Annotated in this window: 21 protein-coding genes and 1 other RNA gene; 5 read left to right on the top strand and 17 right to left on the bottom strand. The window is 60.1% G+C overall.

The annotated features are described in order from the left end of the window. The first annotated feature begins 5 nt into the window (after nucleotides 1-5). The 5 genes from KGB21_RS17245 to KGB21_RS17225 all read left to right on the top strand — a co-directional run bounded on the left by KGB21_RS17245 (nucleotide 6) and on the right by KGB21_RS17225 (nucleotide 5,642). A complete protein-coding gene (locus tag KGB21_RS17245; RefSeq protein WP_034149512.1) occupies nucleotides 6-683 on the top strand; it encodes a heavy metal response regulator transcription factor in 678 nt (225 codons plus the stop codon). Beyond that, nucleotides 673-2,037 carry a heavy metal sensor histidine kinase gene (locus KGB21_RS17240; protein WP_034149513.1) on the top strand — a complete coding sequence of 455 codons (1,365 nt, stop codon included), beginning with the start codon at nucleotides 673-675 and terminating at the stop codon, nucleotides 2,035-2,037. Before KGB21_RS17245 ends, KGB21_RS17240 begins: the two co-directional genes overlap by 11 nt. A gap of 198 nt (nucleotides 2,038-2,235) precedes the next feature. Then, nucleotides 2,236-2,460: a hypothetical protein gene (locus KGB21_RS17235; RefSeq protein WP_034149514.1), complete on the top strand. Its 225-nt coding sequence runs from the start codon at nucleotides 2,236-2,238 to the stop codon at nucleotides 2,458-2,460. A gap of 195 nt (nucleotides 2,461-2,655) precedes the next feature. After that, nucleotides 2,656-3,975: an OprD family porin gene (locus KGB21_RS17230; protein ID WP_223505936.1), complete on the top strand. Its 1,320-nt coding sequence runs from the start codon at nucleotides 2,656-2,658 to the stop codon at nucleotides 3,973-3,975. Between the two features lie 167 nt (nucleotides 3,976-4,142). Continuing rightward, on the top strand, nucleotides 4,143-5,642 hold the full coding sequence (locus KGB21_RS17225) for a diguanylate cyclase (RefSeq protein WP_223505934.1): 1,500 nt from the start codon (nucleotides 4,143-4,145) through the stop codon (nucleotides 5,640-5,642). A 174-nt stretch (nucleotides 5,643-5,816) separates the two neighbouring features. Here the strand turns inward: KGB21_RS17225 and lpxC are convergent, their stop codons facing one another. The 17 genes from lpxC to rnpB all read right to left on the bottom strand — a co-directional run bounded on the left by lpxC (nucleotide 5,817) and on the right by rnpB (nucleotide 24,370). Then, nucleotides 5,817-6,728: a UDP-3-O-acyl-N-acetylglucosamine deacetylase gene (gene lpxC, locus KGB21_RS17220; protein ID WP_034149517.1), complete on the bottom strand. Its 912-nt coding sequence runs from the start codon at nucleotides 6,726-6,728 to the stop codon at nucleotides 5,817-5,819. A 112-nt stretch (nucleotides 6,729-6,840) separates the two neighbouring features. After that, on the bottom strand, nucleotides 6,841-8,034 hold the full coding sequence (gene ftsZ / locus KGB21_RS17215) for a cell division protein FtsZ (protein ID WP_223505931.1): 1,194 nt from the start codon (nucleotides 8,032-8,034) through the stop codon (nucleotides 6,841-6,843). A gap of 78 nt (nucleotides 8,035-8,112) precedes the next feature. After that, nucleotides 8,113-9,372 (bottom strand): cell division protein FtsA, encoded by a 1,260-nt coding sequence (gene ftsA / locus KGB21_RS17210; protein WP_034149519.1) that lies wholly within the window; start codon nucleotides 9,370-9,372, stop codon nucleotides 8,113-8,115. Nucleotides 9,373-9,387: 15 nt separating this feature from the next. Further along, the gene (locus tag KGB21_RS17205) at nucleotides 9,388-10,254 is read right to left on the bottom strand and encodes a cell division protein FtsQ/DivIB (RefSeq protein WP_223505929.1); all 867 of its coding nucleotides are present in this window, start codon (nucleotides 10,252-10,254) and stop codon (nucleotides 9,388-9,390) included. Between the two features lie 4 nt (nucleotides 10,255-10,258). After that, on the bottom strand, nucleotides 10,259-11,215 hold the full coding sequence (locus KGB21_RS17200) for a D-alanine--D-alanine ligase (RefSeq protein ID WP_223505927.1): 957 nt from the start codon (nucleotides 11,213-11,215) through the stop codon (nucleotides 10,259-10,261). Then, a complete protein-coding gene (gene murC / locus KGB21_RS17195) occupies nucleotides 11,212-12,672 on the bottom strand; it encodes a UDP-N-acetylmuramate--L-alanine ligase (protein ID WP_034149522.1) in 1,461 nt (486 codons plus the stop codon). The genes KGB21_RS17200 and murC overlap by 4 nt, the downstream gene beginning before the upstream one ends. Next, the gene (murG, locus tag KGB21_RS17190) at nucleotides 12,665-13,735 is read right to left on the bottom strand and encodes an undecaprenyldiphospho-muramoylpentapeptide beta-N-acetylglucosaminyltransferase (RefSeq protein WP_034149523.1); all 1,071 of its coding nucleotides are present in this window, start codon (nucleotides 13,733-13,735) and stop codon (nucleotides 12,665-12,667) included. The genes murC and murG overlap by 8 nt, the downstream gene beginning before the upstream one ends. Then, the gene (ftsW, locus tag KGB21_RS17185; RefSeq protein WP_411741401.1) at nucleotides 13,725-14,942 is read right to left on the bottom strand and encodes a putative lipid II flippase FtsW; all 1,218 of its coding nucleotides are present in this window, start codon (nucleotides 14,940-14,942) and stop codon (nucleotides 13,725-13,727) included. The genes murG and ftsW overlap by 11 nt, the downstream gene beginning before the upstream one ends. Then, nucleotides 14,939-16,285, bottom strand: a complete 1,347-nt coding sequence (gene murD, locus KGB21_RS17180) for a UDP-N-acetylmuramoyl-L-alanine--D-glutamate ligase (RefSeq protein WP_034149525.1) — start codon at nucleotides 16,283-16,285, stop codon at nucleotides 14,939-14,941. The genes ftsW and murD overlap by 4 nt, the downstream gene beginning before the upstream one ends. Nucleotides 16,286-16,291: 6 nt before the next feature. After that, on the bottom strand, nucleotides 16,292-17,374 hold the full coding sequence (gene mraY / locus KGB21_RS17175) for a phospho-N-acetylmuramoyl-pentapeptide-transferase (RefSeq protein ID WP_016773275.1): 1,083 nt from the start codon (nucleotides 17,372-17,374) through the stop codon (nucleotides 16,292-16,294). Next, entirely contained in the window at nucleotides 17,374-18,741 is a 1,368-nt protein-coding gene (locus KGB21_RS17170) for a UDP-N-acetylmuramoyl-tripeptide--D-alanyl-D-alanine ligase (RefSeq protein ID WP_223505925.1), read from the bottom strand. The genes mraY and KGB21_RS17170 overlap by 1 nt, the downstream gene beginning before the upstream one ends. Then, nucleotides 18,734-20,197 (bottom strand): UDP-N-acetylmuramoyl-L-alanyl-D-glutamate--2,6-diaminopimelate ligase, encoded by a 1,464-nt coding sequence (locus tag KGB21_RS17165; RefSeq protein WP_223505923.1) that lies wholly within the window; start codon nucleotides 20,195-20,197, stop codon nucleotides 18,734-18,736. The genes KGB21_RS17170 and KGB21_RS17165 overlap by 8 nt, the downstream gene beginning before the upstream one ends. Then, nucleotides 20,197-21,936, bottom strand: a complete 1,740-nt coding sequence (locus KGB21_RS17160) for a peptidoglycan D,D-transpeptidase FtsI family protein (protein WP_172668689.1) — start codon at nucleotides 21,934-21,936, stop codon at nucleotides 20,197-20,199. The genes KGB21_RS17165 and KGB21_RS17160 overlap by 1 nt, the downstream gene beginning before the upstream one ends. Then, the gene (gene ftsL, locus KGB21_RS17155) at nucleotides 21,936-22,229 is read right to left on the bottom strand and encodes a cell division protein FtsL (RefSeq protein WP_003205353.1); all 294 of its coding nucleotides are present in this window, start codon (nucleotides 22,227-22,229) and stop codon (nucleotides 21,936-21,938) included. Before ftsL ends, KGB21_RS17160 begins: the two co-directional genes overlap by 1 nt. Then, nucleotides 22,226-23,173 (bottom strand): 16S rRNA (cytosine(1402)-N(4))-methyltransferase RsmH, encoded by a 948-nt coding sequence (gene rsmH / locus KGB21_RS17150; RefSeq protein WP_034149529.1) that lies wholly within the window; start codon nucleotides 23,171-23,173, stop codon nucleotides 22,226-22,228. Before rsmH ends, ftsL begins: the two co-directional genes overlap by 4 nt. After that, nucleotides 23,170-23,625, bottom strand: a complete 456-nt coding sequence (mraZ, locus tag KGB21_RS17145; protein WP_034149530.1) for a division/cell wall cluster transcriptional repressor MraZ — start codon at nucleotides 23,623-23,625, stop codon at nucleotides 23,170-23,172. Before mraZ ends, rsmH begins: the two co-directional genes overlap by 4 nt. A 391-nt stretch (nucleotides 23,626-24,016) precedes the next feature. Next, an RNA gene (gene rnpB, locus KGB21_RS17140) (RNase P RNA component class A) lies at nucleotides 24,017-24,370 on the bottom strand. Nucleotides 24,371-24,379: the final 9 nt, after the last annotated feature.

The raw sequence follows: 24,379 nt of genomic DNA, 5'->3' as shown, positions 1-24,379 counted from the left end.
GGGTCATGCGCGTTCTGATTATCGAAGACGAAGAAAAAACCGCGGACTATCTGCACCGCGGCCTGACGGAGCAGGGTTACACCGTGGACCTGGCCCGCGATGGCGTGGAAGGCCTGCACATGGCGCTGGAAAGCGACTACGCGGTGATCGTCCTCGACGTCATGCTGCCGGGCCTCGACGGTTTCGGCGTGCTGCGTGCGCTGCGTGCGCGCAAGCAAACCCCGGTGATCATGCTCACCGCCCGCGAGCGGGTCGAAGACCGCATCCGCGGCCTGCGCGACGGTGCCGACGATTATCTCGGCAAGCCGTTTTCCTTCCTCGAACTGGTGGCGCGCCTGCAAGCGCTGACCCGGCGCAGCGGCGGTCATGAACCGGTGCAAGTGAGCATCGCCGACCTGTGGATAGATTTGATCAGCCGCAAAGCCACCCGCGCCGGCACGCGCCTGGACCTCACCGCCAAGGAGTTCTCGCTGCTCAGTGTGCTGGCCCGCCGCCAGGGTGAAATCCTCTCGAAAACGGCGATTGCCGAGATGGTCTGGGACATCAATTTCGACAGCGACGCCAACGTCGTCGAGGTCGCGATCAAACGCCTGCGGGCCAAGCTCGACGGGCCGTTCGACGAGAAACTGCTGCACACCATCCGTGGCATGGGTTATGTGCTGGAGAGCCGTGGTGTCCAGTAACAGCATTGCCTTGCGCCTCAGTGGAATGTTCACGTTGGTGGCGCTGCTGGTGTTCCTGTTGATCGGCTGGGCTCTGTACCAACAAGTCGACAAAGGCTTGGGCCTGTTGCCCGAAGCCGAGCTGGACGCGCGCTACAGCGTGCTCGAATCCACCGTCGGCCGCTACGGCACGCCGGAGCATTGGGTGAAGATCAACAACAAGCTCAAGCTGCTCGGTGAAGAAGACAAGCGCATCAGTTTCTGGATTATCAGCGGCGATCCGCACTACGAATACGGCAACCTGACGCCGCAGATCCGCGCCTTCGCCGAAGGACCGCTGGGCATGCGCGACTTGCAGTTGCCGGACCAGCCCTACCCGATGAAAGTGCTGGTCAGCCAGTTCCCGGCCAAGGATCAGCGACCGCCGCTGCGCTTCATGATCGGCATCGACACCGAGACGTTTTTCCACACTCAACACCAGTTGCTGATTGCCTTGGTCAGCCTGGCGATTGTCGGCGTGCTGCTGGCCTCGGCGCTGGGTTACTGGGTGGCGCGGATCGGTCTTAAACCCTTGATCAAGTTGTCCCAGGAAGCCCAACGCCTCGCCCCGCCCTTGCGTTCCGGGCGCTTGCGCATGTCGTCGCTGCCGCCGGAGTTGAATCAGTTCGTCAACTCGTTCAACTCCACGCTGGAGCGGGTCGAACAGGCTTACTCGCGTCTGGAATCGTTCAACGCGGACGTTGCCCATGAACTGCGCTCGCCGCTGACCAACCTGATCGGCCAGACCCAGGTTGCGCTGACTCGTGGACGTTCGGCTGAGCATTATTTCGAGGTGCTGCAATCGAACCTCGAAGAGCTTGAACGACTGCGTTCGATCATCAACGACATGTTGTTTCTCGCCAGCGCCGATCAGGGCAGCAAGGCCACCAAACTGACCTCCACGTCGCTGGCGAATGAAGTGGCGACGACGCTGGAGTACCTGGATTTCATCCTCGAAGATGCCCAGGTTCAGGTGAAGGTCAGTGGCGATGCGCAGGTCAGTATCGAGATCGCGCACCTGCGCCGGGCGTTGATCAATCTGTTGAGCAACGCGGTGCAGCACACCGAGCCCGGGCAGGTGATAGAGGTGCGGATTGAGGTCGAGGAGCATCAGGTCAGCATCGGCGTGGCCAACCCGGGTTCGCCGATTGCCAACGAGCATCTTCCGCGTTTGTTCGAGCGCTTCTATCGCGTCGATGCCTCGCGCAGCAACAGCGGCAACAACCACGGGTTGGGGCTGGCGATCGTCAAGGCGATTGCGCTGATGCATGGCGGGGATGTGTTTGTGCGCAGTGATGAGGGGATGAATACTTTCGGGATTCACCTTCCGGTTTGACGGGCCTTTAAAAATCAAAAGATCGCAGCCTTCGGCAGCTCCTACATTGGAATGCGTTCCCCTGTAGGAGCTGCCGAAGGCTGCGATCTTTGCTTTATTCGCAACAGTCCTTTCTTGAATCAAGTCTGTTTCTCGGTGCCCAACATCCTTATCTTTGCCCGCACCAAACAGCACTTGCCAAGCAAGAAGGTTTTAAAGATGTCCAACAGTATGGGTATTGCCAGCGCTTTCGTTTTGTCCTCTTTGTTCGTGTCTTCGTTCGCCATGGCTGAAGAGTCGCAAGCCTTCGTCGCACAAAACAACGCACGCGCCGCGGCGTATGAAGAACACCAGATCGAGATGACGGCCAAAGCTCAGGAAGCCACCCAAGCCCCGCAAGCATCGAGCATTCAGGCCCAACCCCAGGCCTCGAAAGACAGCTGAGTCCTGCGCATCGCTCCACTTTCCCTCGACGCTTTTCATTGGCTCTTCCCTTTGAAAAGTTGTCTTCAAAGCCGCTGCTATCAGCGGCTTTTTTTCGTTGTGGTTTTAAAACCGCACGCGTCGCCCTCTTGTTTGTAAACAACCAGAACTTCAAAAACAGTGACGTTATCCGTTGACCAAGGAGCTTTACCGCACGTGCGTTTCCCAATCCGCTTCAACCCGTTGTTCGTTGCAATCGCTGCAACGATGGCTGCCAGTGCCCACGCCGCCGACGATTCGACCGCCTCAGGATTCATCGAAGGTTCGAGCCTCAATCTCAACGCCCGCAACTACTACATGAACCGCAATCGCTTGCAGCAGGCGGACGACAATATTGAATGGGGCCAGGGTTTTCTTGGCGTCTTCGAATCGGGGTTCTCAGAGGGGATCGTCGGGTTTGGCGTCGATGCCCATGCCATGCTCGGGCTCAAGCTCGACGGCGGTGGCGGGACGGATAATTCGAGCATCCTGCCGGTCAGCGATGGCAACGGCAAAGCGCCGGGGTCCTTCTCGACCGCAGGCGGCACGCTGAAAATGCGCGCCTTCGATACCGAGTTGAAGGCCGGCGATTTGTTTCTCGCCAACCCGGTGATTGCCGGCGGCGAAACCCGCATGCTGCCCCAGACCTTTCGCGGGGTCAGCCTGACCAACCACAGCTTCGACGGCGTGATGATCGAAAGCGGCCAGGCCAGTTTCACCAAGCCGTATAACCAGAGCGGCCACACGCGTATCGGTACGTCCTACGGCAGCCTGCCCGACGGTGAGGACAGCCAGCACCTGAACTGGGCCGGCGTAGCCTGGAGTGGTTTGCCGGGCCTGACCAGCAGCCTGTATGCCGCTGAGCTCAAGGACATCTGGAACCAGTACTACTACGACCTGGATTACACCTATGCACTGAACGACGTGATCAGCCTCAATCCGGGCGTGCACTTCTATCACACGCAAGACACCGGCGATGCGCTGCTCGGCCACATCGACAACAACACCTACAGCCTGCATTTCACCGTCGGCGTCGGCAATCACGCCATCACCGCCGCCTACCAGCGGGTCAATGGCAACACGCCGTTCGACTACATCAGCCAGGGCGACAGCATTTTCCTCGACAACTCCCAGCAATATTCGGACTTCAACGGCCCGAACGAACGCTCGTGGAAGCTCAAGTACGCGTATGACTTTAACGGGCTCGGCCTGCCGGGCCTGACTGCGGCACTGTCCTACTCCCGTGGTGAACTGGATTTGACCAAAGTCGATCCCGAAAGCCCCGGCTACGCCGCGTGGTACAGCGCTGACGGCAAAAACGCCAAACACTGGGAACGCGACATTGACCTCAAGTACGTGGTCCAGAGCGGCCAGGCCAAGGACCTTGCGCTGCACCTCCAGTGGGCGACCAACCGTGGCGGCAACGGCTATGGCTCACTGGACCAAGACACCGATGAATACCGGGTGATCGTCGATTACCCGATCAACGTATTCTGAAGGGCAGTCATACCTGTAGGAGCCGGCTTGCTGGCGATAGCGGTGAGTCAGGCGCAATTGATGCGCCGCTATCGCCAGCAAACCGGCTCCTACAGAGGTCAGCCAGGGCGGGGGACATTTTGATGGGCTGCTACGCTTAACCCGTCATCCAAGCAGACATCAGCCCCATGACCGTACGCCGCACTCCACATCCTTCAGGCAGCGCCGGACGGCCGGAGATCCTGGTGATCCTCGGCAGTTGCCTGACGGTCATCGCGATTCTCAGCATCGTGACTTTTCTGCTCATCCGTGAACACGCCAACGCCCAACAGGCCGCCACGCGCAGCGCCACCACTATCGCCGAGTTGATCGACGCTGACGTGCTGCGCACGGTGGAACTCTATGACCTGACTCTTCAGGGCTTGATCGCCGCTGCGCAACGGGATGATCTCAAGCAGGTTTCAGCGCAAATCCGCCACCTGGTGCTCTTCGACCGCTCCACCACCGCACGCTACAAGGGCGACATTCTGTTGCTCGACAAGCACGGCGAAGTGCTCGCCGATTCGTCGCTGATCGAACCCAAACCGGGTAATTTTGCCGACCGCGATTATTTCCTCGCCCACACCCACAACCGTGACACCGGCATGTTCATCAGCCGCCCGTTCAAGCCGCATTGCGACTGCGCCTACAGCGACGAATGGCAAATCAGCTTGAGCCGGCGCATTTCCTCGGCCACCGGTGAGTTTCTCGGGGTGGCGGTGGCCTCGATGCGCCTGGCCTATTTCGATCAGTTGTTCAACAGCCTGGATATCGGCACCGGCAGCACGCTGGCGATCATCAACGATGACGGCATCCTGTTGGCGAAAAAACCGTTTCTGGATGACAACTCGCTCGGTAAAAGCTTCGCCGATCGCCCAAACGTCGCGCGCTTGCTTCGAGAGGGCAGCGGCAGCTTTGATGGCGTGTCGAGCGTCGACCAGCGGCGACGCCTGTACACCTTCAGCCGGGTTGGCAATTTGCCGCTCACGGTTATCGTCGCCCTCTCCAGTGATGAAGTTTTCGCTGCCTGGAAGCGCACGGCGATCGTGATCAGCGGTGCCACCGGCGTCTTGTGCATCGGCCTGCTGTGGCTGACCTGGCTGCTCTGCCGCGAACTGCGCCTGCGCCACGACGCCGAGCAGGAGCTGTCGCAACTGGCCGCCACCGACGCCTTGACCGGTGTCGCCAACCGCCGAACCTTTGACCATACGCTGCGTCATGAGTGGTTTCGTGCGCAACGTTCCGGTAAACCGATGTCGGTGCTGATGATCGACGCCGATCACTTCAAGGCATTCAATGATAGTCATGGTCATCAGGGGGGTGACGAGGCTCTGCGAATGCTGGCCGATGTCATCACCGCCAACGTCCATCGCCCAGCGGATCTGGTGGCCCGCTATGGGGGCGAGGAGTTTTCGGTGATCCTCGCCGAAACCGACAGCAGAGGCGCACAGAAGATTGCCGAGCAGATCCGTGCGCAGGTGGAGCAGTTGCCGTTGGTCGCAAGAGATGAATTGCCGATGACGGTGAGTATCGGGATCAGCACCTGGACAACGGCGAGCGATATCAGCCTGGAACAACTGTTGTTTGACGCAGACAAGGCGCTTTATCAAGCCAAGGAACGGGGGCGAAATCGGGTGGTTACCGCCTGAAAAGCAAAGATCAAAAGATCGCAGCCTTCGGCAGCTCCTACATTGGCATGCGTTCCCTGTAGGAGCTGCCGAAGGTTCGGGCCGCGTTCGGACGATCTTTTGATCTTTCAATTCACCAGGCATAAAAAAAGGCCACCCGAAGGCAGCCTTTAAAAAACTAGAGAGGTTTTTTACTTACACGGCCGCAACAGGACGCATGTAAGAGATCGGTGCAGTGCTGGCGTCTTCGAAAGTCACGACTTCCCAAGCATCTGTCTGCTCAATCAACTTGCGCAGCAGCTGGTTGTTCAATGCATGTCCGGACTTGAAGCCCTTGAACTCACCAATCAGGCTATTGCCCAGCAGGTAGAGGTCACCAATTGCATCGAGGATTTTGTGCTTCACGAATTCGTCTTCATAGCGAAGGCCGTCTTCGTTCAGTACACCATCCGCGTCGACCACAATAGCGTTTTCAACGCTGCCGCCGAGTGCGAGGTTGTGCTTGCGCAGGTACTCGATGTCACTCATGAAACCAAAGGTACGGGCGCGGCTGACTTCTTTTACGAACGAAGTACTGGAAAAATCCACGCTTGCACTTTGTGTGCGGTCACGGAAAACCGGGTGATCGAAATCGATCTCGAAGCTCACCTTGAAACCTTCGAAAGGGACGAAAGTGGCGCGCTTGTCGCCGTCTTCCACTGTCACTTCACGCAGGATGCGGATGAACTTCTTGGCGGCGTCCTGTTCTTCCAGGCCAGCCGACTGAATCAGAAATACGAAGGGTCCAGCGCTACCATCCATGATCGGGACTTCGGACGCGGAGAGCTCGACGTAGGCGTTATCGATGCCCAGGCCAGCCATGGCCGAGAGCAAGTGCTCCACCGTATCCACTTTGGTGTCACCGTTGACCAACGTGGTCGACATCGTGGTTTCACCAACGTTTTCCGCGCGGGCAGGAATCTGCACCGCAGGGTCCAGGTCGGCACGAACAAACACGATGCCGGTGTCGACAGGCGCAGGCTTGAGGGTCAGGTAGACCTTCTCCCCGGAGTGCAGACCTACACCTGTGGCACGGATAATATTTTTCAGTGTGCGTTGTTTAATCATGGCTTGGGCCGCTTCAGCGCAAATTGCGAACTGGTATCAACAAAGGCTGGCGATGATAGCAGACCACGCCTTTGCTGAACACCAATCACCTTCATAGCCCTGATACATTTCATCAATCGGCCTGACGACGCAGGAATGCCGGGATGTCCAGGTAGTCCAGATCATCTTGCGGATTCATCTTCGTGGCAGTCGCAGCACCGGCCTGAGCCTGGTTGCGCATGACGGTCGGACGGTCCAGGTCACGGTAGTTCACCGCTGGAGCTTCCTGACGAACAGGGGCTTGTTGTTGTGGCTGCGAAGCCATCGAGGTGTGAACGGTATTGTCGATGACCTTCACAGGCTTCTCGATTTTAGCGCCCAGACCGGTCGCAACAACAGTCACGTGCAGCTCGTCGCGCATGTCCGGGTCGATAACGGTGCCGACCTTGACCATGGCGTGCTCGGAAGCGAAGGCTTCGATGATGCTACCCACGTCGGAGTACTCACCCAGGGACAGGTCAGGACCGGCGGTGATGTTCACCAGGATGCCGCGTGCACCTTGCAGGTTCACGTCTTCCAGCAACGGGTTGCGGATTGCAGCTTCAGTGGCTTCACGCGCACGGTTCGGACCGCTGGCGCAGCCAGTGCCCATCATCGCCATGCCCATTTCGCTCATCACGGTACGTACGTCGGCGAAGTCGACGTTGATCATGCCCGGACGCTTGATGATGTCGGAAATACCGCGAACGGCACCGGCCAGTACATCGTCAGCCTTGGCGAAAGCCGACAGCAGGCTGGCGTCTTTACCGAGGATGGTCAGCAGCTTCTCGTTGGGAATGGTGATCAACGAGTCGACGCTTTCGGACAGCAGACGGATGCCTTCATCGGCGATCTGCATGCGCTTGCGACCTTCGAACGGGAACGGACGAGTCACCACCGCAACGGTGAGGATGCCCATTTCCTTGGCCACTTCAGCAATGATTGGCGCAGCACCGGTACCGGTACCACCGCCCATGCCAGTGGTGATGAACACCATGTTGGTGCCCTGCAGGACTTCGGCAATGCGCTCACGATCTTCGAGAGCGGCCTGACGACCTACTTCAGGGTTGGCGCCGGCGCCCAGACCTTTGGTCACACCGGTACCCAGTTGGAGGATGGTCCGCGCGCCAATGCTTTTGAGCGCCTGGGCATCAGTGTTGGCGCAGATGAACTCAACGCCTTCAATGTTGCTCTTGACCATGTGATTCACGGCGTTGCCACCGCCACCGCCAACACCGATAACTTTGATTACCGGGCTTGCGGGGATGTTGTCTACGAGTTCGAACATTTTCCCTCTCCTTTACGTTCTCTAGTTTTTTCGCCTACTGCCTGTATCTACAACGATGTAGCGGTGCTGCGGTAAATCTTAAAAATTGCCCTGGACCCAGCTCTTGATGCGATCGAGCAAGGCGCCTTTCGGTTCTTCGTTGCTGTAGCTGTCACGGCTGCCGATACCCGAGAACGAAATGCCGTCGGATTGCTTCTGCAGGCCGTACATCAACAGGCCAACGCCGGTGGAATAAATCGGGTTGCGGACCACGTCATCCAGGCCCTTCACGCCATGCGGAACGCCCAGGCGCACCGGCATGTGGAAGATTTCCTCGGCCAGTTCAGTGGCGCCTTCCATCTTCGCGGTACCGCCGGTCAGGACGATGCCGGCCGGGATCAGGTCTTCGTAGCCGCTGCGGCGCAGTTCGGCCTGGATCAGCGTGAACAGCTCGTCGTAACGCGGCTCGACCACTTCGGCCAGGGCCTGACGGGACAGCTCGCGTGGTGGACGGTCGCCGACGCTTGGGACCTTGATGGTTTCACCGGCGCCAGCCAGCTTGGCCAGGGCGCAGGCGTAGCGGATCTTTATTTCTTCGGCGTACTGGGTCGGGGTGCGCAACGCCATGGCGATGTCGTTGGTCACCTGATCGCCCGCAATCGGGATCACCGCGGTGTGGCGGATTGCGCCTTCGGTGAAGATCGCGATGTCGGTGGTGCCGCCGCCGATGTCCACCAGGCACACGCCCAGTTCTTTCTCGTCGTCGGTCAGTACCGAGTAGGCCGAGGCCAGTTGCTCAAGAATGATGTCGTCGATTTCCAGACCGCAGCGACGCACGCATTTTTCAATGTTCTGTGCGGCGTTGACGGCGCAGGTAACCACGTGAACCTTGGCTTCCAGACGCACGCCGGACATGCCCAGTGGCTCGCGGACGCCTTCCTGGTTATCGATCACGTAATCCTGCGGCAGGGTGTGCAGTACACGCTGATCAGCCGGGATCGCCACGGCCTGGGCGGCGTCGAGGACGCGCTCAAGGTCAGCGGAGCTGACTTCGCGATCACGAATCGCCACGATGCCGTGGGAGTTCAGGCTGCGAATGTGATTGCCGGCCACACCGACGAACGCCGAGTGGATGCGGCAGCCAGCCATCAGCTGAGCTTCTTCGATCGCGCGCTGGATCGACTGCACGGTGGACTCGATGTTCACCACCACGCCTTTCTTCAGGCCACGGGACGGATGGGTACCGATCCCGACGATTTCCAGCGTGCCGTCGTCCGCAACCTCGCCTACCAGCGCCACCACCTTGGAGGTGCCGATATCGAGACCGACGATCATTTTGCCGCTTTGCACGTTTGCCATGGGTCCTGCCTCTTCTTAATTCTTCGCGACAGCGGGTTGGGCTGCCGTGGGCGCTACAGGTTCCCGCCAGCCAACAGCGAGGCCGTTGGCGTAGCGCAGATCGATGCGCGCAATGTTCGTAATCTGTTCTTTGAGCGTCTTGTCATAGATGGCAATGAAGCGGCGCATCTTTTCCACCAGGTTGCCGCGTCCCAGCAACAGTTCGATCCCGGGACCCGCGCTGCCGGGGCCGGTGGTCAGGAACCAGCTGCCGCGTTCACGCAACTCCAGGCGTGCAATCGAGAAGCCCAGCGGCCTGAGCATCTGGCTCAGCACCTGGTATTGCTGCATCACTTGCTGTTGAGCCCGTTGTGGACCAAACAGCTGAGGCAAGTGTTCGTAGTTCGCCAGCTCGCGCGGGGTGAACGCCTGGCCCTGGTTGTTCAACAACGACTCGTCGCCCCAACGGGCCACCGGCAGTTGTTCTTCCAGGCGGATCACCACTTGATCCGGCCACACCCGACGCACTTCGGCGTGGGCAATCCATGGCATCGTTTCCAGCTCGGTGCGCATGCTCGCCAGGTCGATGGTGAAGAAGCTCGACGCCACGTAGGGGGCGATCCGCTGCTGCACCGCTTGCTGGCTGATGTAGCTCAAGTCGCCCTGCACGTTGATCTTGGTGATCGGCCGGTCGGCGTATGGCAGCAAACGCTGCGCGCCTTCATAAGTACCGAACCCCAGCGCAACCAGCAGCACTGGCCAGAACAAGGCTTTGAGAAAACCAAAATTGGCTTTCGGCAGGCGCGCAGACATCGGCTCTTTGGCCACCATTCGGCTGGCACCCCGCGGCACCGGCTTGCGGCCGGGAGCGGGTGGCTGATGACGAAGCTGAGCGCCTTGCATGGTCTTAACCTCTTGCCTCAATGCTTGCGGCCAGGATTGCCAGAACCAGTTGCTGGAAATCCAGACCGGCGGCACGGGCCGCCATCGGAACCAGACTGTGGTCGGTCATGCCCGGTGCGGTATTCACTTCCAGGAACCAGAACTGCCCGTCGGCGTCCTGCATCACGTCCGCCCTGCCCCAACCGGCGATACCCAGCGCTTCACAGGCTTTCGCCGTGAGGTCCATGAGTTCCTTTTCCTTGGCGCTGTCCAGCCCGCACGGAATGCGGTACTGGGTATCGTTGGCCACGTACTTGGCGTCGTAGTCGTAGAAACTGTGCGTCGTGCCCAGGGCAATCGGAGGCAACACCTGGTCACGCAGGGTGGCGATGGTGAACTCCGGACCGTGAATCCATTGCTCGACCAACACTTGCGAATCGTAGGTACTGGCCGCTTTCCAGGCGTCGATCAATTCGGACGCGGAAGTCACTTTGGCCATACCGATACTTGAACCTTCATGGGCCGGTTTGACGATCAAAGGGAAGCCCAGTTCCGCAGCCGCAGAAATACAATCGGCCTCGGAACTCAGTACCGCATGACGTGGCGTCGGAATGCCCAGGCTGTGCCAGACCTGCTTGGTGCGCAGTTTGTCCATGGCCAGCGCCGAAGCCAGAATGCCGCTGCCGGTGTACGGAATGCCGAGGCATTCGAGCAGGCCCTGCATGCTGCCGTCTTCACCGCCGCGACCATGAAGAATGACGAAGGCGCGATCGATCTTTTCGTTCAGCAGACGCTGCAGCAGGTCATCGCCGACGTCAAGACCGAACGCGTCCACGCCCGCGCTTTGCAGCGCATCGAGAACGGCGTTGCCCGACTTCAAGGACACTTCGCGCTCGGCACTTTTGCCACCGAACAGCACGGCGACACGGCCGAAGTCTTTCGGCGCGACAGTGGAGACGAGGTTGGCGTAAGCAGCAGTCATTTCAACTTCCCCTTCACCGGTGCAGCAACGGCGCCGGCGAACAACTCACTTTTCAACAGTTTTGGTGCGAGACCGCCGATATCACCGGCGCCCTGGCACAGCAGAATGTCGCCAGCACGCAACAGCGGCTTGACGATAGGCGCGAGGTCGACACCACGTTCGATGTAGATCGGGTCAAGCTGACCGCGCTGACGGATGCTGTTGCACAGCTTGCGGCTGTCGGCGCCCGGAATCGGTTCTTCACCGGCCGGGTAGACTTCCATCAGCAGCAGCACGTTGGCGTCGGCCAGTACATTGACGAAATCGTCGTACAGGTCGCGGGTGCGGCTGTAGCGGTGCGGCTGGTAAACCATCACCAGACGACGCTCCGGCCAGCCACCGCGTACGGCCTTGATCACGGCTGCGACTTCGGTCGGGTGGTGACCGTAGTCGTCGACCAGCATCACGTTGCCGCCGTCTACCGGCAGTTCGCCGTAGACCTGGAAGCGTCGGCCGACACCCTGGAACCCGGACAGACCCTGGACGATGGCTTCATCGCTGACGCCTTCATCAGTAGCGATGCAAATGGTCGCCAGTGCGTTCAATACGTTGTGGTTGCCCGGCATGTTCACCGAAACATCCAGCGGCTCGCGATCGGGACGCAGCACGGTGAAGAACGTCTGCATGCCTTGCTGGCGCACATTGATGGCGCGCACGTCGCAGTCGTCGCCGAAGCCGTAGGTAACGGTCGGACGTTTGACCTGCGGCAGGATTTCTCGCACAACCGGGTCGTCCAGGCACACCACCGCCAAACCGTAGAACGGCAGGTTGTGCAGGAACTCGACGAAGGTTTTCTTCAGCTTGTTGAAGTCACCGTCGTAGGTCGCCATGTGGTCGGCGTCGATGTTGGTGACCACGGCCACCAGCGGCTGCAAGTGCAGGAAGCTGGCATCGCTTTCGTCGGCTTCAGCGATCAGGTAACGGCTGGTGCCGAGCTGGGCATTGGTGCCCGCGGCATTCAGACGACCACCGATGACGAACGTCGGGTCCAGGCCGCCAGCGGCAAACACCGAAGCGATCAGGCTGGTGGTGGTGGTTTTGCCATGGGTGCCGGCGACGGCGATGCCGTGGCGATAGCGCATCAGCTCCGCCAGCATCTCTGCGCGCGGCACCACCGGGATACGGCGTTCCAGTGCGGTCGCAACTTCCGGGTTGGACGTATTCACGGCGCTCGACACCACCAGCACGTCGGCGGCGGAAGCGTTCTCGGCGCGATGGCCGATGAAAATCTGCGCACCGAAAGACTCCAGGCGCTCGGTGACCGGCGAAGCTTTCAGGTCGGAACCGGACACTTCATAGCCCAGGTTCAACAACACTTCGGCAATCCCGCACATGCCCACACCGCCGATCCCGACGAAGTGGATGCGACGGATGCGGCGCATTTCCGGATGAGGCATGGCTTTCTGATTCTCAACCATGGGCCACCTCCAGGCAGGTATCGACCACGTTGCGGGTGGCATCCGGTTTGGCCAGGCGGCGGGCCGCAGTGGCCATATCGTTGAGTCGTTGTGGTTGCATCAGGACCTCTGTCAGGCGCGCGGCAAGATCCGCTGCACCAGTCGTTCTTTGCGGCATCAGGAAGGCAGCGCCTTCACGGGCCAAATAATCGGCGTTGCGGGTCTGGTGATCGTCGATCGCGTGGGGCAACGGCACCAGCATCGAGGGCAGACCGGCGGCGGCCAGTTCACTGATGGTCAGCGCACCTGCGCGACAGACCACCAGGTCAGCCCAGCCATAGGCTTGGGCCATGTCTTTGATGAAAGGCTGCACTTGCGCCTCGACGCCAGCCGCGCGATAGCGCTCTGCAGTCACTTCATCGTGGTTTTTTCCGGCCTGATGAAACACTTCCGGACGCAGGTCGACGGCGACTTGCGACAGGGCTTCAGGCAGTAACTTGTTCAACGGTTCTGCGCCCAGGCTTCCGCCGAGGATCAGCAAACGCGCCTTGCGACCGGCCAGGGCTGGTCGCGATGTTTCGAGGAACAGCTCGGTGCGCACCGGGTTACCGGTGGTCCGACGGCTGCCCGACAGGGTAAAGGTGTCGGGGAAGGCTTCACACACCCGGGCGGCGAACGGCACCAGCAACCGATTGGCGGTGCCGGCCACGGCGTTCTGTTCGTGAACAATCACCGGCACGCCGGCCAGTTTGGCTGCGACGCCGCCAGGACCGGTCACATAACCACCAAAGCCAACCACGCAGACTGGCCGCAACTGACGAATGATCGCCCGCGCCTGCCAGACCGATTTGAGCAACATGAACGGTGCCTTGAGCAGGGACAACTTGCCCTTGCCGCGCAGACCGCTGGCGTTGATCCGATGCAGCTCGATACCGGCCGCCGGGACCAGATCGTTTTCAATGCCGCGCGGGGTGCCGAGCCAGTGCACGGTGTAACCGCGGGCCTGGAATTCGCGCGCACAGGCCAGCGCCGGGAACACGTGGCCCCCGGTGCCGCCGGCCATGATCAAGACGTTAGCGCCCATGGGTCGGCTCCTCGGCGAAGTCGCTCTCATGGAACTCCATCTCTTCGCTGCCCAGGTGGGTTCGACTCTCCCACTCAATGCGCAGCAACAAACCGAGACAGGCACAGCAGATCACCAACGAACTACCGCCATAACTGAGGAACGGCAGGGTCAAACCTTTGGTCGGCAGCAGACCGACGTTAACACCGATGTTGATCAGGAACTGACCGATCCACAGGAACGACAGACCGTAGGCGACATAGGCGGCGAAGAACTGCTTGGCTTTCTCCGCCCACAAGCCGATGTACATGCCACGGATACAGACGAAGACGAACAGCGCCACTGTGCACAGCGAACCCACGGCACCCAGCTCTTCGGCCAGGACCGAGAACACGAAGTCGGTGTGGGCTTCCGGCAGGTAGAACTGTTTCTGCACGCTGTTGCCCAGGCCAACGCCCAGCCACTCGCCGCGACCGAAGGCGATCAAGGCTTGAGACAACTGATAGCCAGCACCGAACTGGTCTGCCCATGGGTCGGCAAAGTTGGTCAGACGCGCCATTCGATAAGGCTGCATCTGGATCAACAACACCACCGCGCCCACCGCCAGCACCACCATCAAGGAAAAACGGAACAGCCCGACCCCGCCAAGAAACAGCATCGCCGCCGCAGCGCCCATCATCACGACGGTGGCACCGAAGTCCGGTTCCATCAGCAACAGGCCCGCCATCGGCAACAGCACGATGAACGGCTTGAAGAAGCCCATCCAGCTCTCACGCACTTCTTTCTGGCGACGCACCAGGTAACCGGCGAGGTAGATCACCACGAACACCTTGGCGATCTCGGACGGTTGAACGTTGAAGAAACTGAAGCCGATCCAGCGCATCGACCCGTTCACTTCACGGCCGATCCCCGGGATGATCACCATCACCAGCAAACCGAATGCACCAATCAGCATCAGCCAGCCCAGGCGTTGCCAGGTCGCGATCGGAATCATCATGGTGACGATGCAGGCGCCGAGACCGAGCACTACGTAGATCAGGTGGCGAATCATGTAATACAGTGGACTGCCCGACTGCACGGCGGCCACTTCGGTCGATGCCGAGGCAATCATGATCAGCCCGAGGCCGAGCAAGGTCAGGCAACCCGCGAGCATCGGGAAGTCGAGGTCGATACCGCGCCCGGTGATGATCGGCGACGGATAGGGCTTGATGATGTTCATCAGGCTCATGCCAGATCCTCCACGGCGCGGACGAACTGGTGACCACGGTCTTCGTAATTCTTGAACATGTCGAAACTGGCGCAGGCCGGTGACAGCAGCACCACGTCACCCGGTTGGGCAGCGGCGCGGCATTGTTCCACGGCTTCGACCAGCGAACCGACGCGGATCAAGTGCACGGCTTCGCCAATGGCCTCGCCGATCTTGTCGGAGTCGCGGCCCATCAGGATCACGGCGCGGCAGTTGGCCGCCACCGGGTCACGCAAATCCTTGAACTCGGCACCCTTGCCGTCGCCACCGGCAATCAGCACGATCTTGCCGTCGATGTCCGCACCCAGGCCTTCGATGGCGGCCAGTGCGGCGCCAACGTTGGTGGCTTTGGAGTCGTTGTAATAGCCAACACCATCCAGATCACGCACCCACTGGCAGCGATGTTCGAGGCCGGCGAAATTACGCAGGGCTTCGAGCATGGCGTCGAACGGCAGGCCAACCGCATGACCGAGTGCCAACGCCGCCAAGGCGTTGGACTGGTTGTGAGCGCCACGGATTTTCAGCTCGCGCACCGGCATCAGGTTCTGGAATTCGAAGGCCAGGTATTTCTCGCCGTTTTCTTCGCGCAGGCCAAAGGCCTTGAAATCCGGTTTGCTCAGGCCGAAGGTCCAGCATGGCTGGCCCTCGCCCATCAGTGGACGGCTGAGCGCATCCTGACGGTTGACCACAAACTGTTTCGCACCACGGAAGATCCGGTGCTTGGCCAGGTGATACGCCGGCAGGCCGCTGTAACGGTCCATGTGGTCTTCGCTGATGTTGAGCACGGTCGCCACTTCGGCGTTGAGCTGGTCGGTGGTTTCCAGTTGGAAACTCGACAACTCCATCACGTACAACTCGACGTCATCGCGCAGCAGGTCCAGCGCCGGGGTACCGAGGTTGCCGCCAACAGCAACACGCTTGCCCGCTGCAATCGCCATTTCGCCGACCAGGGTGGTCACGGTGCTTTTCGCGTTGGAACCGCTGATGGCCACGATCGGCGCCTTCGCGTTACGCGCGAACAGCTCGATGTCGCCGGACAACTTCACGCCACGGGCGGCGGCAGCCTGCAAGGCCGGGGTCGCCAGCGCCAGGCCGGGGCTCACGTAGAGTTCGTCGGCACGGCACAGGAATTCGACATCCAGCTCGCCACAACGCACTTCCACGTGCGGATAGTCACGCTTGAGCGTGGCCAGTTCCGGTGGATTTTCCCGCGTATCAGCCACGGCAAACGCCACGCCCCGATTCGCCAGGAAGCGAACCAGGGACATGCCGCTCTTGCCGAGGCCGACAACGATGCGGAAGTGGTCAGAAGCGATCAGAGACACGTGTTTCTACCTCAGCTTCAGGGTGGCAAGGCCGACCAACACGAGAATCACGGTGATGATCCAGAAACGGACGATCACGCGTGGCTCGGGCCAGCCCTTGAGTTCAAAGTGGTGGTGAATCGGCGCCATGCGGAATACGCGGCGACCGGTCAGCTTAAAGGAGGCAACCTGAATGACGACTGACAGGGTTTCCATCACGAACACGCCGCCCATGATGAACAGGACGATTTCCTGACGGACGATCACCGCAATGGTGCCCAGGGCAGCGCCCAGCGCCAGCGCGCCGACGTCGCCCATGAAGACTTGTGCCGGATAGGTGTTGAACCACAGGAAGCCCAGGCCGGCACCAATCAGTGCGCCGCAGAACACGATCAACTCGCCCGCGCCCGGCACATAAGGAATCAGAAGGTATTCGGCGAACTTCACGTTACCCGACAGGTAGCAGAAGATGCCGAGGCCACCGCCGACCATCACGGTCGGCATGATCGCCAGGCCGTCGAGGCCGTCGGTCAGGTTGACCGCGTTGCTCGAACCGACGATCACGAAATAGGTCAGGACGATGAAACCGGCACCCAGTGGAATGCTGTAGTCCTTGAGCATCGGCAGGATCAGTGTGGTTTCCACCGGGGTGGCAGCGGTCATATAAAGGAAGATCGCCGCGCCGAGGCCGAACACCGACTGCCAGAAATACTTCCAGCGACTCGGCAAGCCACGGGAGTTCTTCTCGATCACTTTGCGATAGTCGTCGACCCAGCCGATGGCGCCGAACAGCAAGGTCACCAGCAACACGACCCAAACGTAACGGTTGCTCAGATCAGCCCACAGCAAGGTGCTGACGCCGATGGAAGAAAGAATCAGCGCGCCACCCATCGTCGGGGTGCCGGACTTGGAGAGGTGCGATTGCGGACCGTCGTTGCGAACGGATTGACCGATCTGACGGTTCTGCAGGGTGCGGATCATCCACGGGCCATAGCACAGCGACAAAACCAGCGCGGTCAGTACACCGAGAATCCCGCGCAGGGTCAGGTACTGGAAGACCGCGAAGCCTTTGTAGAACTGTTGCAGATACTCCGCTAGCAGCAGCAGCATTAATGTTTCTCCAGGCTGGTCCCGCACAAAGCGGCGACGATGTTTTCCATCGCGGCGCTGCGCGAGCCCTTGATCAAAATGGTGGTGTTTGTGTCTTGCTCGGCGCCCAGAGCCTTGATCAGTTCAGCCTGCGTGCTGAAATGAAAAGCCTGTGGACCGAATGCGTTGACGGCGTGAACCATCATGGGTCCGACGGCGTACAGCGCAGAAACCTTGCCACGGGCGTACTCGCCCACGTCGCGGTGCCCCTGCTCCGCCCAGTCGCCCAACTCGCCAATATCCCCGAGCACCAGAACGGTGCGGCCGGAAAAGCCGGCGAGTATATCAACGGCGGCGCACATGGAGGTGGGGTTCGCGTTGTAAGTGTCATCAATGACGCGCATGCCATTAGTTGCCAGTTGCGCGACAGTTCGGCCCTTGACCGGCTGCACCGCGCCGAGGCCGGTAGCGATGCCGAACAGCGACACACCCAAGGCATGGGCGGCAGCCGCGGCAGCCATGGCGTTGGCGACGTTATGGGTGCCGAGCAGATTCAGTTGAACGCGCTCCACACCTTCAGGCGTATGCAAGTTGAACGCCGGGCAACCGCGAGCGTCGGTGGTCAGGTCACTGGCATAGAAATCGGCGCTGGTATTGCTCAGGGCGAATGTCAGCACTTTGCGTTCACCGGCGCGCGCCTTCCAGATACCGAATGCCTTGTCGTCAAGATTGAGAACGGCGACGCCATCGGCATCCAGCCCTTCGATAATCTCTCCCTTGGCTTCGACGATTTTTTCCGGCCCGCCGAACTCGCCAACGTGGGCAGTCCCGGCATTGTTGAGAATGGCCACGTGAGGTTTGGTCATGCCAACCGTGTAGGCAATTTCGCCAAGACGCGAGGCGCCGAGCTCAATCACTGCAGCGGTGTGCTCCGGCGCCAGTTCGAGCAGGGTCAGCGGCGCGCCGAGGTCATTGTTCAGGTTGCCACGGGTCGCCAGCACCGGACCGCGCGTGCGCAGGATGCTCGCGAGCATTTCCTTGACCGTGGTCTTGCCGCTGGAACCGGTAATGGCGGCGACCGGTTGAGTGAAGGCCTGGCGGTTCAGGGCACCCAACTGGCCCAAGGCCTTGCGGGTATCGCTGACCAGCAATTGCGGCAGCGTGCTGTCGGCGACTTCGCGCTCGACCAATGCCGCCACGGCGCCTTTCGCCGCAACGTCATTCAGATAGTCGTGACCATCGAAGCGTGGACCGGTCAGGGCAATGAATAGCTGGCCCGGTTTGATCGCACGGCTGTCGATGCTGACGCCGTAGAAGCTGGCATCGGCAGCAATCAGGCGGGCATTCAGTGCGCCGGTCAGTTCGCTCAGTTTCAAGGCTTTAAGCATGGGCCACCTCCCACGCGGTCAAGGCATGATCAGCCTCGACCAGATCGGAGAAGGCATGGCGCTCGCCGTTGATTTCCTGATAGTCCTCGTGACCTTTACCGGCCAGAACGATCACGTCATCCGCCGAAGCGCCAGCGATCAACTGGGCAATCGCCTGGCCACGACCAGCGACGAACGTGACTTTATCCACAGCCGTGAAACCGGCGCGGATGTCATCGAAAATCACCGAAGGGTCTTCGGTACGCGAATTATCGTCGGTGACCAGCACGCCATCGGCCAGACGCTCGACCACTTCGGCCATCAGTGGACGCTTGCCGCGATCACGGTCACCGCCGCAGCCGAACAGGCACAGCAAACGCCCTTTGACGTGCGGACGCAGAGCCGTCAGGACCTTTTCCAGGGCATCCGGGGTGTGGGCGTAATCGACCACCACCAGCGGCTGAGTTCCACCGCCGAGGCGCTGCATGCGTCCGGCCGGGCCTTCAAGTTTCGGCAACACCTTGAGAATTTCATCCAGCGCGTAATCCAGACCGAGCAAGGCACCGACCGCCGCCAATACGTTGCTCAGGTTGAAACGGCCAAGCAGCGTGCTGCGCAGGTGGTGCTCGCCTTGTGGCGTGACCAGCGTGGCGCGAACACCTTCATCGTCAAACTGCGCTTCGCGGCAATACAGATAGGCGCTGCTGTCGAGCAGGCTGTAGGTGATCAGCCGCGACTCACGTTTTTCGGCCGCCAGCTGCCGGCCGAAATCGTCATCGAGATTTACCACCCGGCATTTCAAATCGTTCCAGGCAAACAGCTTGGCCTTGGCTTCGCCATAGGCCTGCATGGTGCCGTGGTAGTCCAGGTGATCGCGGGACAGGTTGGTCATCACCGCCACATCAAACGCCAGCGCGGTAACGCGGCCCTGATCCAGACCGTGGGACGAAACTTCCATGGCAACGGCTTTGGCACCGGCCTTTTTCAGGTCGCCAAGAGTCGCTTGCACGGCAATCGGGTTCGGCGTGGTGTGCAGGCCGCTTTGCAGCGCGCCGTAGAATCCGGAACCCAACGTGCCGACGATGCCGCAATGCTGACCGAGCAGATCCAGTGCCTGGGCAACCAGTTGCGTCACACTGGTCTTGCCGTTCGTGCCTGTCACGCCAACCAGATTCAGGTGATGGCTCGGCTCGCCATAGAAGCGCCCGGCGATGTCCGACAGTTGCGCCGCCAGCCCCTTGACCGGAATCAACGGCACTTCGGTGATCGGCAGCACGGTAGCGCCTTCCACTTCATAAGCCACGGCGGCCGCACCACGTTGCAAGGCATCGGCAATGTGCGCACGGCCATCGAATTTGCCACCCGGCACTGCGAGGAACAGGTCCCCGGCACGCACGTTGCGACTGTCCAGCGCCAATTCACGGATCAACAGATCGTGGCCGGCGTGGGGGAAAATCTTGTTCAGACTTAAAGACATCAGCCGCGCCCTCCATTGGCTTTCAGCGGAACGACCGGGGTGGCGTTGGCTTGTTGAGTAGGTGGCAAGTTGTCCGGGGTCACGTTCATCAGGCGCAGGGTGCCGGACATCACACGGCTGAACACCGGCGCGGAAACCAGACCACCGAAGTAACCGGCCTTGGTCGGCTCATCGATCACCACAACGATGGCGTAACGCGGATCGCTCATCGGGCCGAAACCGGCGAACAGCGAGCGGTAGGAGTTTTCGGCGTAGCCTTTGGAACCCACCGAAGTTTTACGCGCAGTACCCGACTTGCCGCCCACGTGATACGCCGGCACCTGCGCGCGGAACACACCGCGCGGTGCTTCGATCACTTGTTGCAGCATGGTTTGCATGGTCTTCGCGACCGCTTCGGGCAGCACTTGAGTCGTTTGCGGCGCCTTGTCGGTTTTGATCAGTGTCAGCGGCGCGAGGCGTCCGTTGTTGGCCAGCGCCGAGAAGGCGTGAACCAGCTGGATCGCGGTCACGGAAACACCGTAGCCGTAGGACAGCGTCGCGGTCTCGGCCTTGCGCCATTCGCGGTAGTTCGGCAGGTTGCCGACGCGCTCGCCAGGGAAACCGAGGCCGGTGTCCTGGCCGAGGCCGACTTTCTGTGCCAGACGGAAAATCGTCTCGCCGCCGATATCGAACGCGATCTTACTCATGCCGACGTTACTGGAATTGATCAGGATGCCGGTCAAGTCGAGCACCGGACCTTCAGTCTTGGACACGTCCTTGATGGTGTACTTGCCGATCTGCAAGGAGCCCGGATACACCTCGACAGTGTCGGTCGGTTTCCAGCGGCCGGTTTCAATCGCGGCGCTCATGGAGATCGCCTTCATGGTCGAACCTGGTTCGAACACGTCGATCATTGCGCGGTTACGCATCATCGCCGGTTGCAGGTTGCGACGGTTGTTCGGGTTGTAGGTCGGCTGGTTGACCATGGCGAGGATCTCGCCGGTCTTCACGTCCATGATCACCAGGCTGCCGGCCTTGGCACCGTTCTCGATGATCGCGTTGCGCAATTCGCGGTTGGCCAGGTATTGCAGGCGCAGGTCAATGGACAACGCCAAGGGCTTTCCGGCCTTGGCGTTTTTGGTGACCTGGACATCCTTGATCAACCGGCCGCGCCGGTCCTTGATGACCTGTCGTTTGCCCGGCACCCCGGCCAGCCATTCGTCATAGGCGAGTTCGACGCCTTCTCGACCGTGGTCGTCAATGTCGGTAAAGCCGACCATGTGGGCGGTGACTTCGCCGGCCGGATAGAAACGGCGGAACTCTTCAATGCCGTACACGCCCGGCACTTTCAGATCGAGCACAGCCTGGCCCTGCTCAGGCGTCAGCCCGCGCACCAGGTAAATGAATTCTTTATTGGCCTGAGCTTCAAGGCGCTCGGTCAGGGCCTTGGGATCCTGACCCAGCGCGGCCGCCAGTGCCGGCCACTTTTCCTTGGCCAGTTGCATTTCCTTGGCGTTGGCCCACAGGGTGGTGACCGGCGTACTGACGGCCAACGGCTCGCCGTTACGGTCGGTGATCAGACCACGGTGAGCCGGAATCGGAATATGACGAACGCTGCGCGCATCGCCCTGACCTTTGAGGAAGTCACGGTCAACCACTTGCAGGTCGATGATGCGCCAGCAAATCGCAATCACCATGACACCGAGCAAACCCAGCACCAGACGGAAGCGCCACGGGAAGAGTGCGCCTTCGAGTTTCATCATGGCGCCACCATCTGCACTTCGGCGGCACCGGGAATGCGCATTTTCAGTTGTTCGGTGGCCAGCACTTCGATACGGCTGTGGGCAGTCCAGGTGCTCTGTTCAAGAATCAACCGACCCCACTCCGCCTGCGCCTTGTCGCGCACGCTCAACTCGTTGTACAGCGAGTTCAGCAGTTGACGATTCCAGTGCGCACTGTAGGACACGCCAATGGCGGACACGAGCACGCCAATGAACAGCAGCAGCATGAAAAAGCTTCCGCCAGGAAGTGGCTTGGCGAAAAGCTTGCTCACCGCAGTTTCTCCGCCACACGCATGACAGCACTACGGGAACGTGGGTTGGCTTTGAGTTCGGCGTCGGAGGCCGTCTGCGCTTTGCCATGGACTTTGACTTTCGGTTCGAACGCTACGTGCCGAACCGGCAGGTTGCGCGGCAGGTTATCGGCTTCGCCTTTCACCAGCTTGCGCATGAACAGTTTGACGATGCGGTCTTCCAGCGAGTGGAAACTGATCACCACCAGACGACCACCAATTTCCAGGCAATCCAGTGCGGCTTCGAGGCCCGCTTCCAGATCGCCCAGTTCGTTATTGACGTGAATGCGCAGCCCCTGGAATGCACGGGTTGCCGGGTTCTTGCCCTTTTCCCATGCCGGGTTGGCGACTTTCAGGACTTCAGCCAGATCGGCGGTACGCTCGAACGGCTTGATGTCACGGCGCTCAGCGACGGCACGGGCCATGCGACCGGAAAAACGCTCTTCGCCATATTCCTTGAACACCCGGGCAATTTCTTCCACGGGCGCGGTGTTGACGAACTCGGCAGCGCTGATCCCGCGGGACGGGTCCATACGCATGTCGAGCGGACCATCGTTGAGGAAACTGAAGCCGCGCTCAGGGTCATCGAGCTGCGGCGAAGAGACGCCCAGATCGAGCAAAATACCGCTGACCTTGCCGTGCAGACCGCGTTCGGCGACTTCCGAACCGAGCTCGGCAAAGCTGCGCTGTACAACGACAAAGCGGCCGTCTTCGGCCGCTAGCGTCTGCCCGGTGGCAATCGCTTGTGGATCCTTGTCGAATCCGAGCAACCGACCATCGGGACCGAGCTGACTGAGGATCAACCGGCTGTGCCCGCCGCGTCCGAACGTGCCATCCAGATAGCAGCCATCAGGACGTACGGCGAGAGCCTCGACGGCTTCGTCAAGCAGTACGGTGATGTGGTTAAAGCCGCTATCTATAGTCACAGGATCAAATCACGCAGTTCGTCAGGCATCGCGCCCGGTTCTTGAATAGCAGCCAGGTCAGCGGCAGCAACCGCATCCCAGGCATCCTCGTCCCACAATTGGAACTTGTTCAGTTGGCCTACCAACATCGCGCGCTTATCCAACTTGGCATATTCACGAAGACGCGGCGGAACCAGAAAACGACCACTGCCATCGAGCTCGAGGTCGACGGCATTACCAATCAGTAAACGTTGCAGGCGACGGTTCTCTTCGCGAAGCGAAGGCAGTGCGCGCAGTTTGGTTTCGATAATTTCCCACTCATCGAGCGGGTAAACACACAAACATGGATCAACGGCATCAATGGTGACGATTAACTGCCCGGAACTGCGCGAAACCAGCTCGTCACGGTACCGGCTCGGCATAGCGAGACGGCCCTTTGCATCGAGACTGATTGCGTTGGCTCCGCGAAACACGTCAGCGTTTCTCCAAATATTAGCGTTTTGCGTTCAAAAAACCCACTTCATGCCACTTTCCGCCACTTGCGCACACTATAGGAATGCGCCCACCACACCGTCAAGGCGCGGATTAAAGGAAATCCCTTACAGAACTGAGATTTAGGAGCATATAAGGAGGGGTAACGGGAATCTGGCAGACGAATCCGACCAATAACTTGAATCAGCACAGAAGGCTGCGTTCGAAAGTTAAAGTAATTTATTAAGAGTAAGATTTTTTCGGTATTACGAAAGTGCTTCTGCCGACGATTCTGAAAGGAGGGAAAAACAGTCTTGCGAGAGTGCTGCCGGTGCCGGCCAAATGGCCATCACCACGCCCTGCTTAATGATTTAAGCAGAGAGTAAGAAAAAGGTGGAGAGTCGATCTGTAAGCCGGGTTCTGTCTTGAACAGTCATTCGTCTACGATGGCCATCACTGGACATCTTTAGCAACCTACCCGGTCCCAGCGCGGGCCACGCCTTGGGACCCTATTTGGTCTTGCTCCAAGTGGGGTTTACCTAGCCACGAACTGTTGCCAGACGTGCGGTGCGCTCTTACCGCACCTTTTCACCCTTACCGGCGCCGAAGCGCTTAGGCGGTTATTTTCTGTGGCACTTTCCGTAGGCTCACGCCTCCCAGGCATTACCTGGCACTTCGCCCTATGGAGCCCGGACTTTCCTCCCCCCCCTAATTTTCATAGAGGGCAGCGACTGTCCGATCGACTCTCCGCCGCGA

It is taken from the genome of Pseudomonas sp. GL-RE-29, from assembly GCF_019947275.1.
GTDB classification, from domain to species: Bacteria; Pseudomonadota; Gammaproteobacteria; order Pseudomonadales; family Pseudomonadaceae; genus Aquipseudomonas; species Aquipseudomonas fluorescens_A.
This window is presented reverse-complemented; position numbering and strand designations above follow the sequence as displayed.

Bases quoted from the DNA above. Each gene is read 5' to 3' on its own strand.
- KGB21_RS17205 (WP_223505929.1), bottom strand. From the start codon at position 10,254: ATGCAAGGCGCTCAGCTTCGTCATCAGCCACCCGCTCCCGGCCGCAAG.
- ftsZ (WP_223505931.1), bottom strand. From the start codon at position 8,034: ATGTTCGAACTCGTAGACAACATCCCCGCAAGCCCGGTAATCAAAGTT.
- murC (WP_034149522.1), bottom strand. From the start codon at position 12,672: ATGGTTGAGAATCAGAAAGCCATGCCTCATCCGGAAATGCGCCGCATC.
- lpxC (WP_034149517.1), bottom strand. From the start codon at position 6,728: ATGATTAAACAACGCACACTGAAAAATATTATCCGTGCCACAGGTGTA.
- KGB21_RS17235 (WP_034149514.1), top strand. From the start codon at position 2,236: ATGTCCAACAGTATGGGTATTGCCAGCGCTTTCGTTTTGTCCTCTTTG.
- KGB21_RS17200 (WP_223505927.1), bottom strand. From the start codon at position 11,215: ATGACTGCTGCTTACGCCAACCTCGTCTCCACTGTCGCGCCGAAAGAC.
- KGB21_RS17165 (WP_223505923.1), bottom strand. From the start codon at position 20,197: ATGTCTTTAAGTCTGAACAAGATTTTCCCCCACGCCGGCCACGATCTG.
- KGB21_RS17225 (WP_223505934.1), top strand. From the start codon at position 4,143: ATGACCGTACGCCGCACTCCACATCCTTCAGGCAGCGCCGGACGGCCG.
- KGB21_RS17170 (WP_223505925.1), bottom strand. From the start codon at position 18,741: ATGCTTAAAGCCTTGAAACTGAGCGAACTGACCGGCGCACTGAATGCC.
- KGB21_RS17245 (WP_034149512.1), top strand. From the start codon at position 6: ATGCGCGTTCTGATTATCGAAGACGAAGAAAAAACCGCGGACTATCTG.
- KGB21_RS17160 (WP_172668689.1), bottom strand. From the start codon at position 21,936: ATGAAACTCGAAGGCGCACTCTTCCCGTGGCGCTTCCGTCTGGTGCTG.
- ftsW (WP_411741401.1), bottom strand. From the start codon at position 14,942: ATGAGCCTGATGAACATCATCAAGCCCTATCCGTCGCCGATCATCACC.
- murG (WP_034149523.1), bottom strand. From the start codon at position 13,735: ATGGGCGCTAACGTCTTGATCATGGCCGGCGGCACCGGGGGCCACGTG.
- mraY (WP_016773275.1), bottom strand. From the start codon at position 17,374: ATGCTGCTGCTGCTAGCGGAGTATCTGCAACAGTTCTACAAAGGCTTC.
- ftsA (WP_034149519.1), bottom strand. From the start codon at position 9,372: ATGGCAAACGTGCAAAGCGGCAAAATGATCGTCGGTCTCGATATCGGC.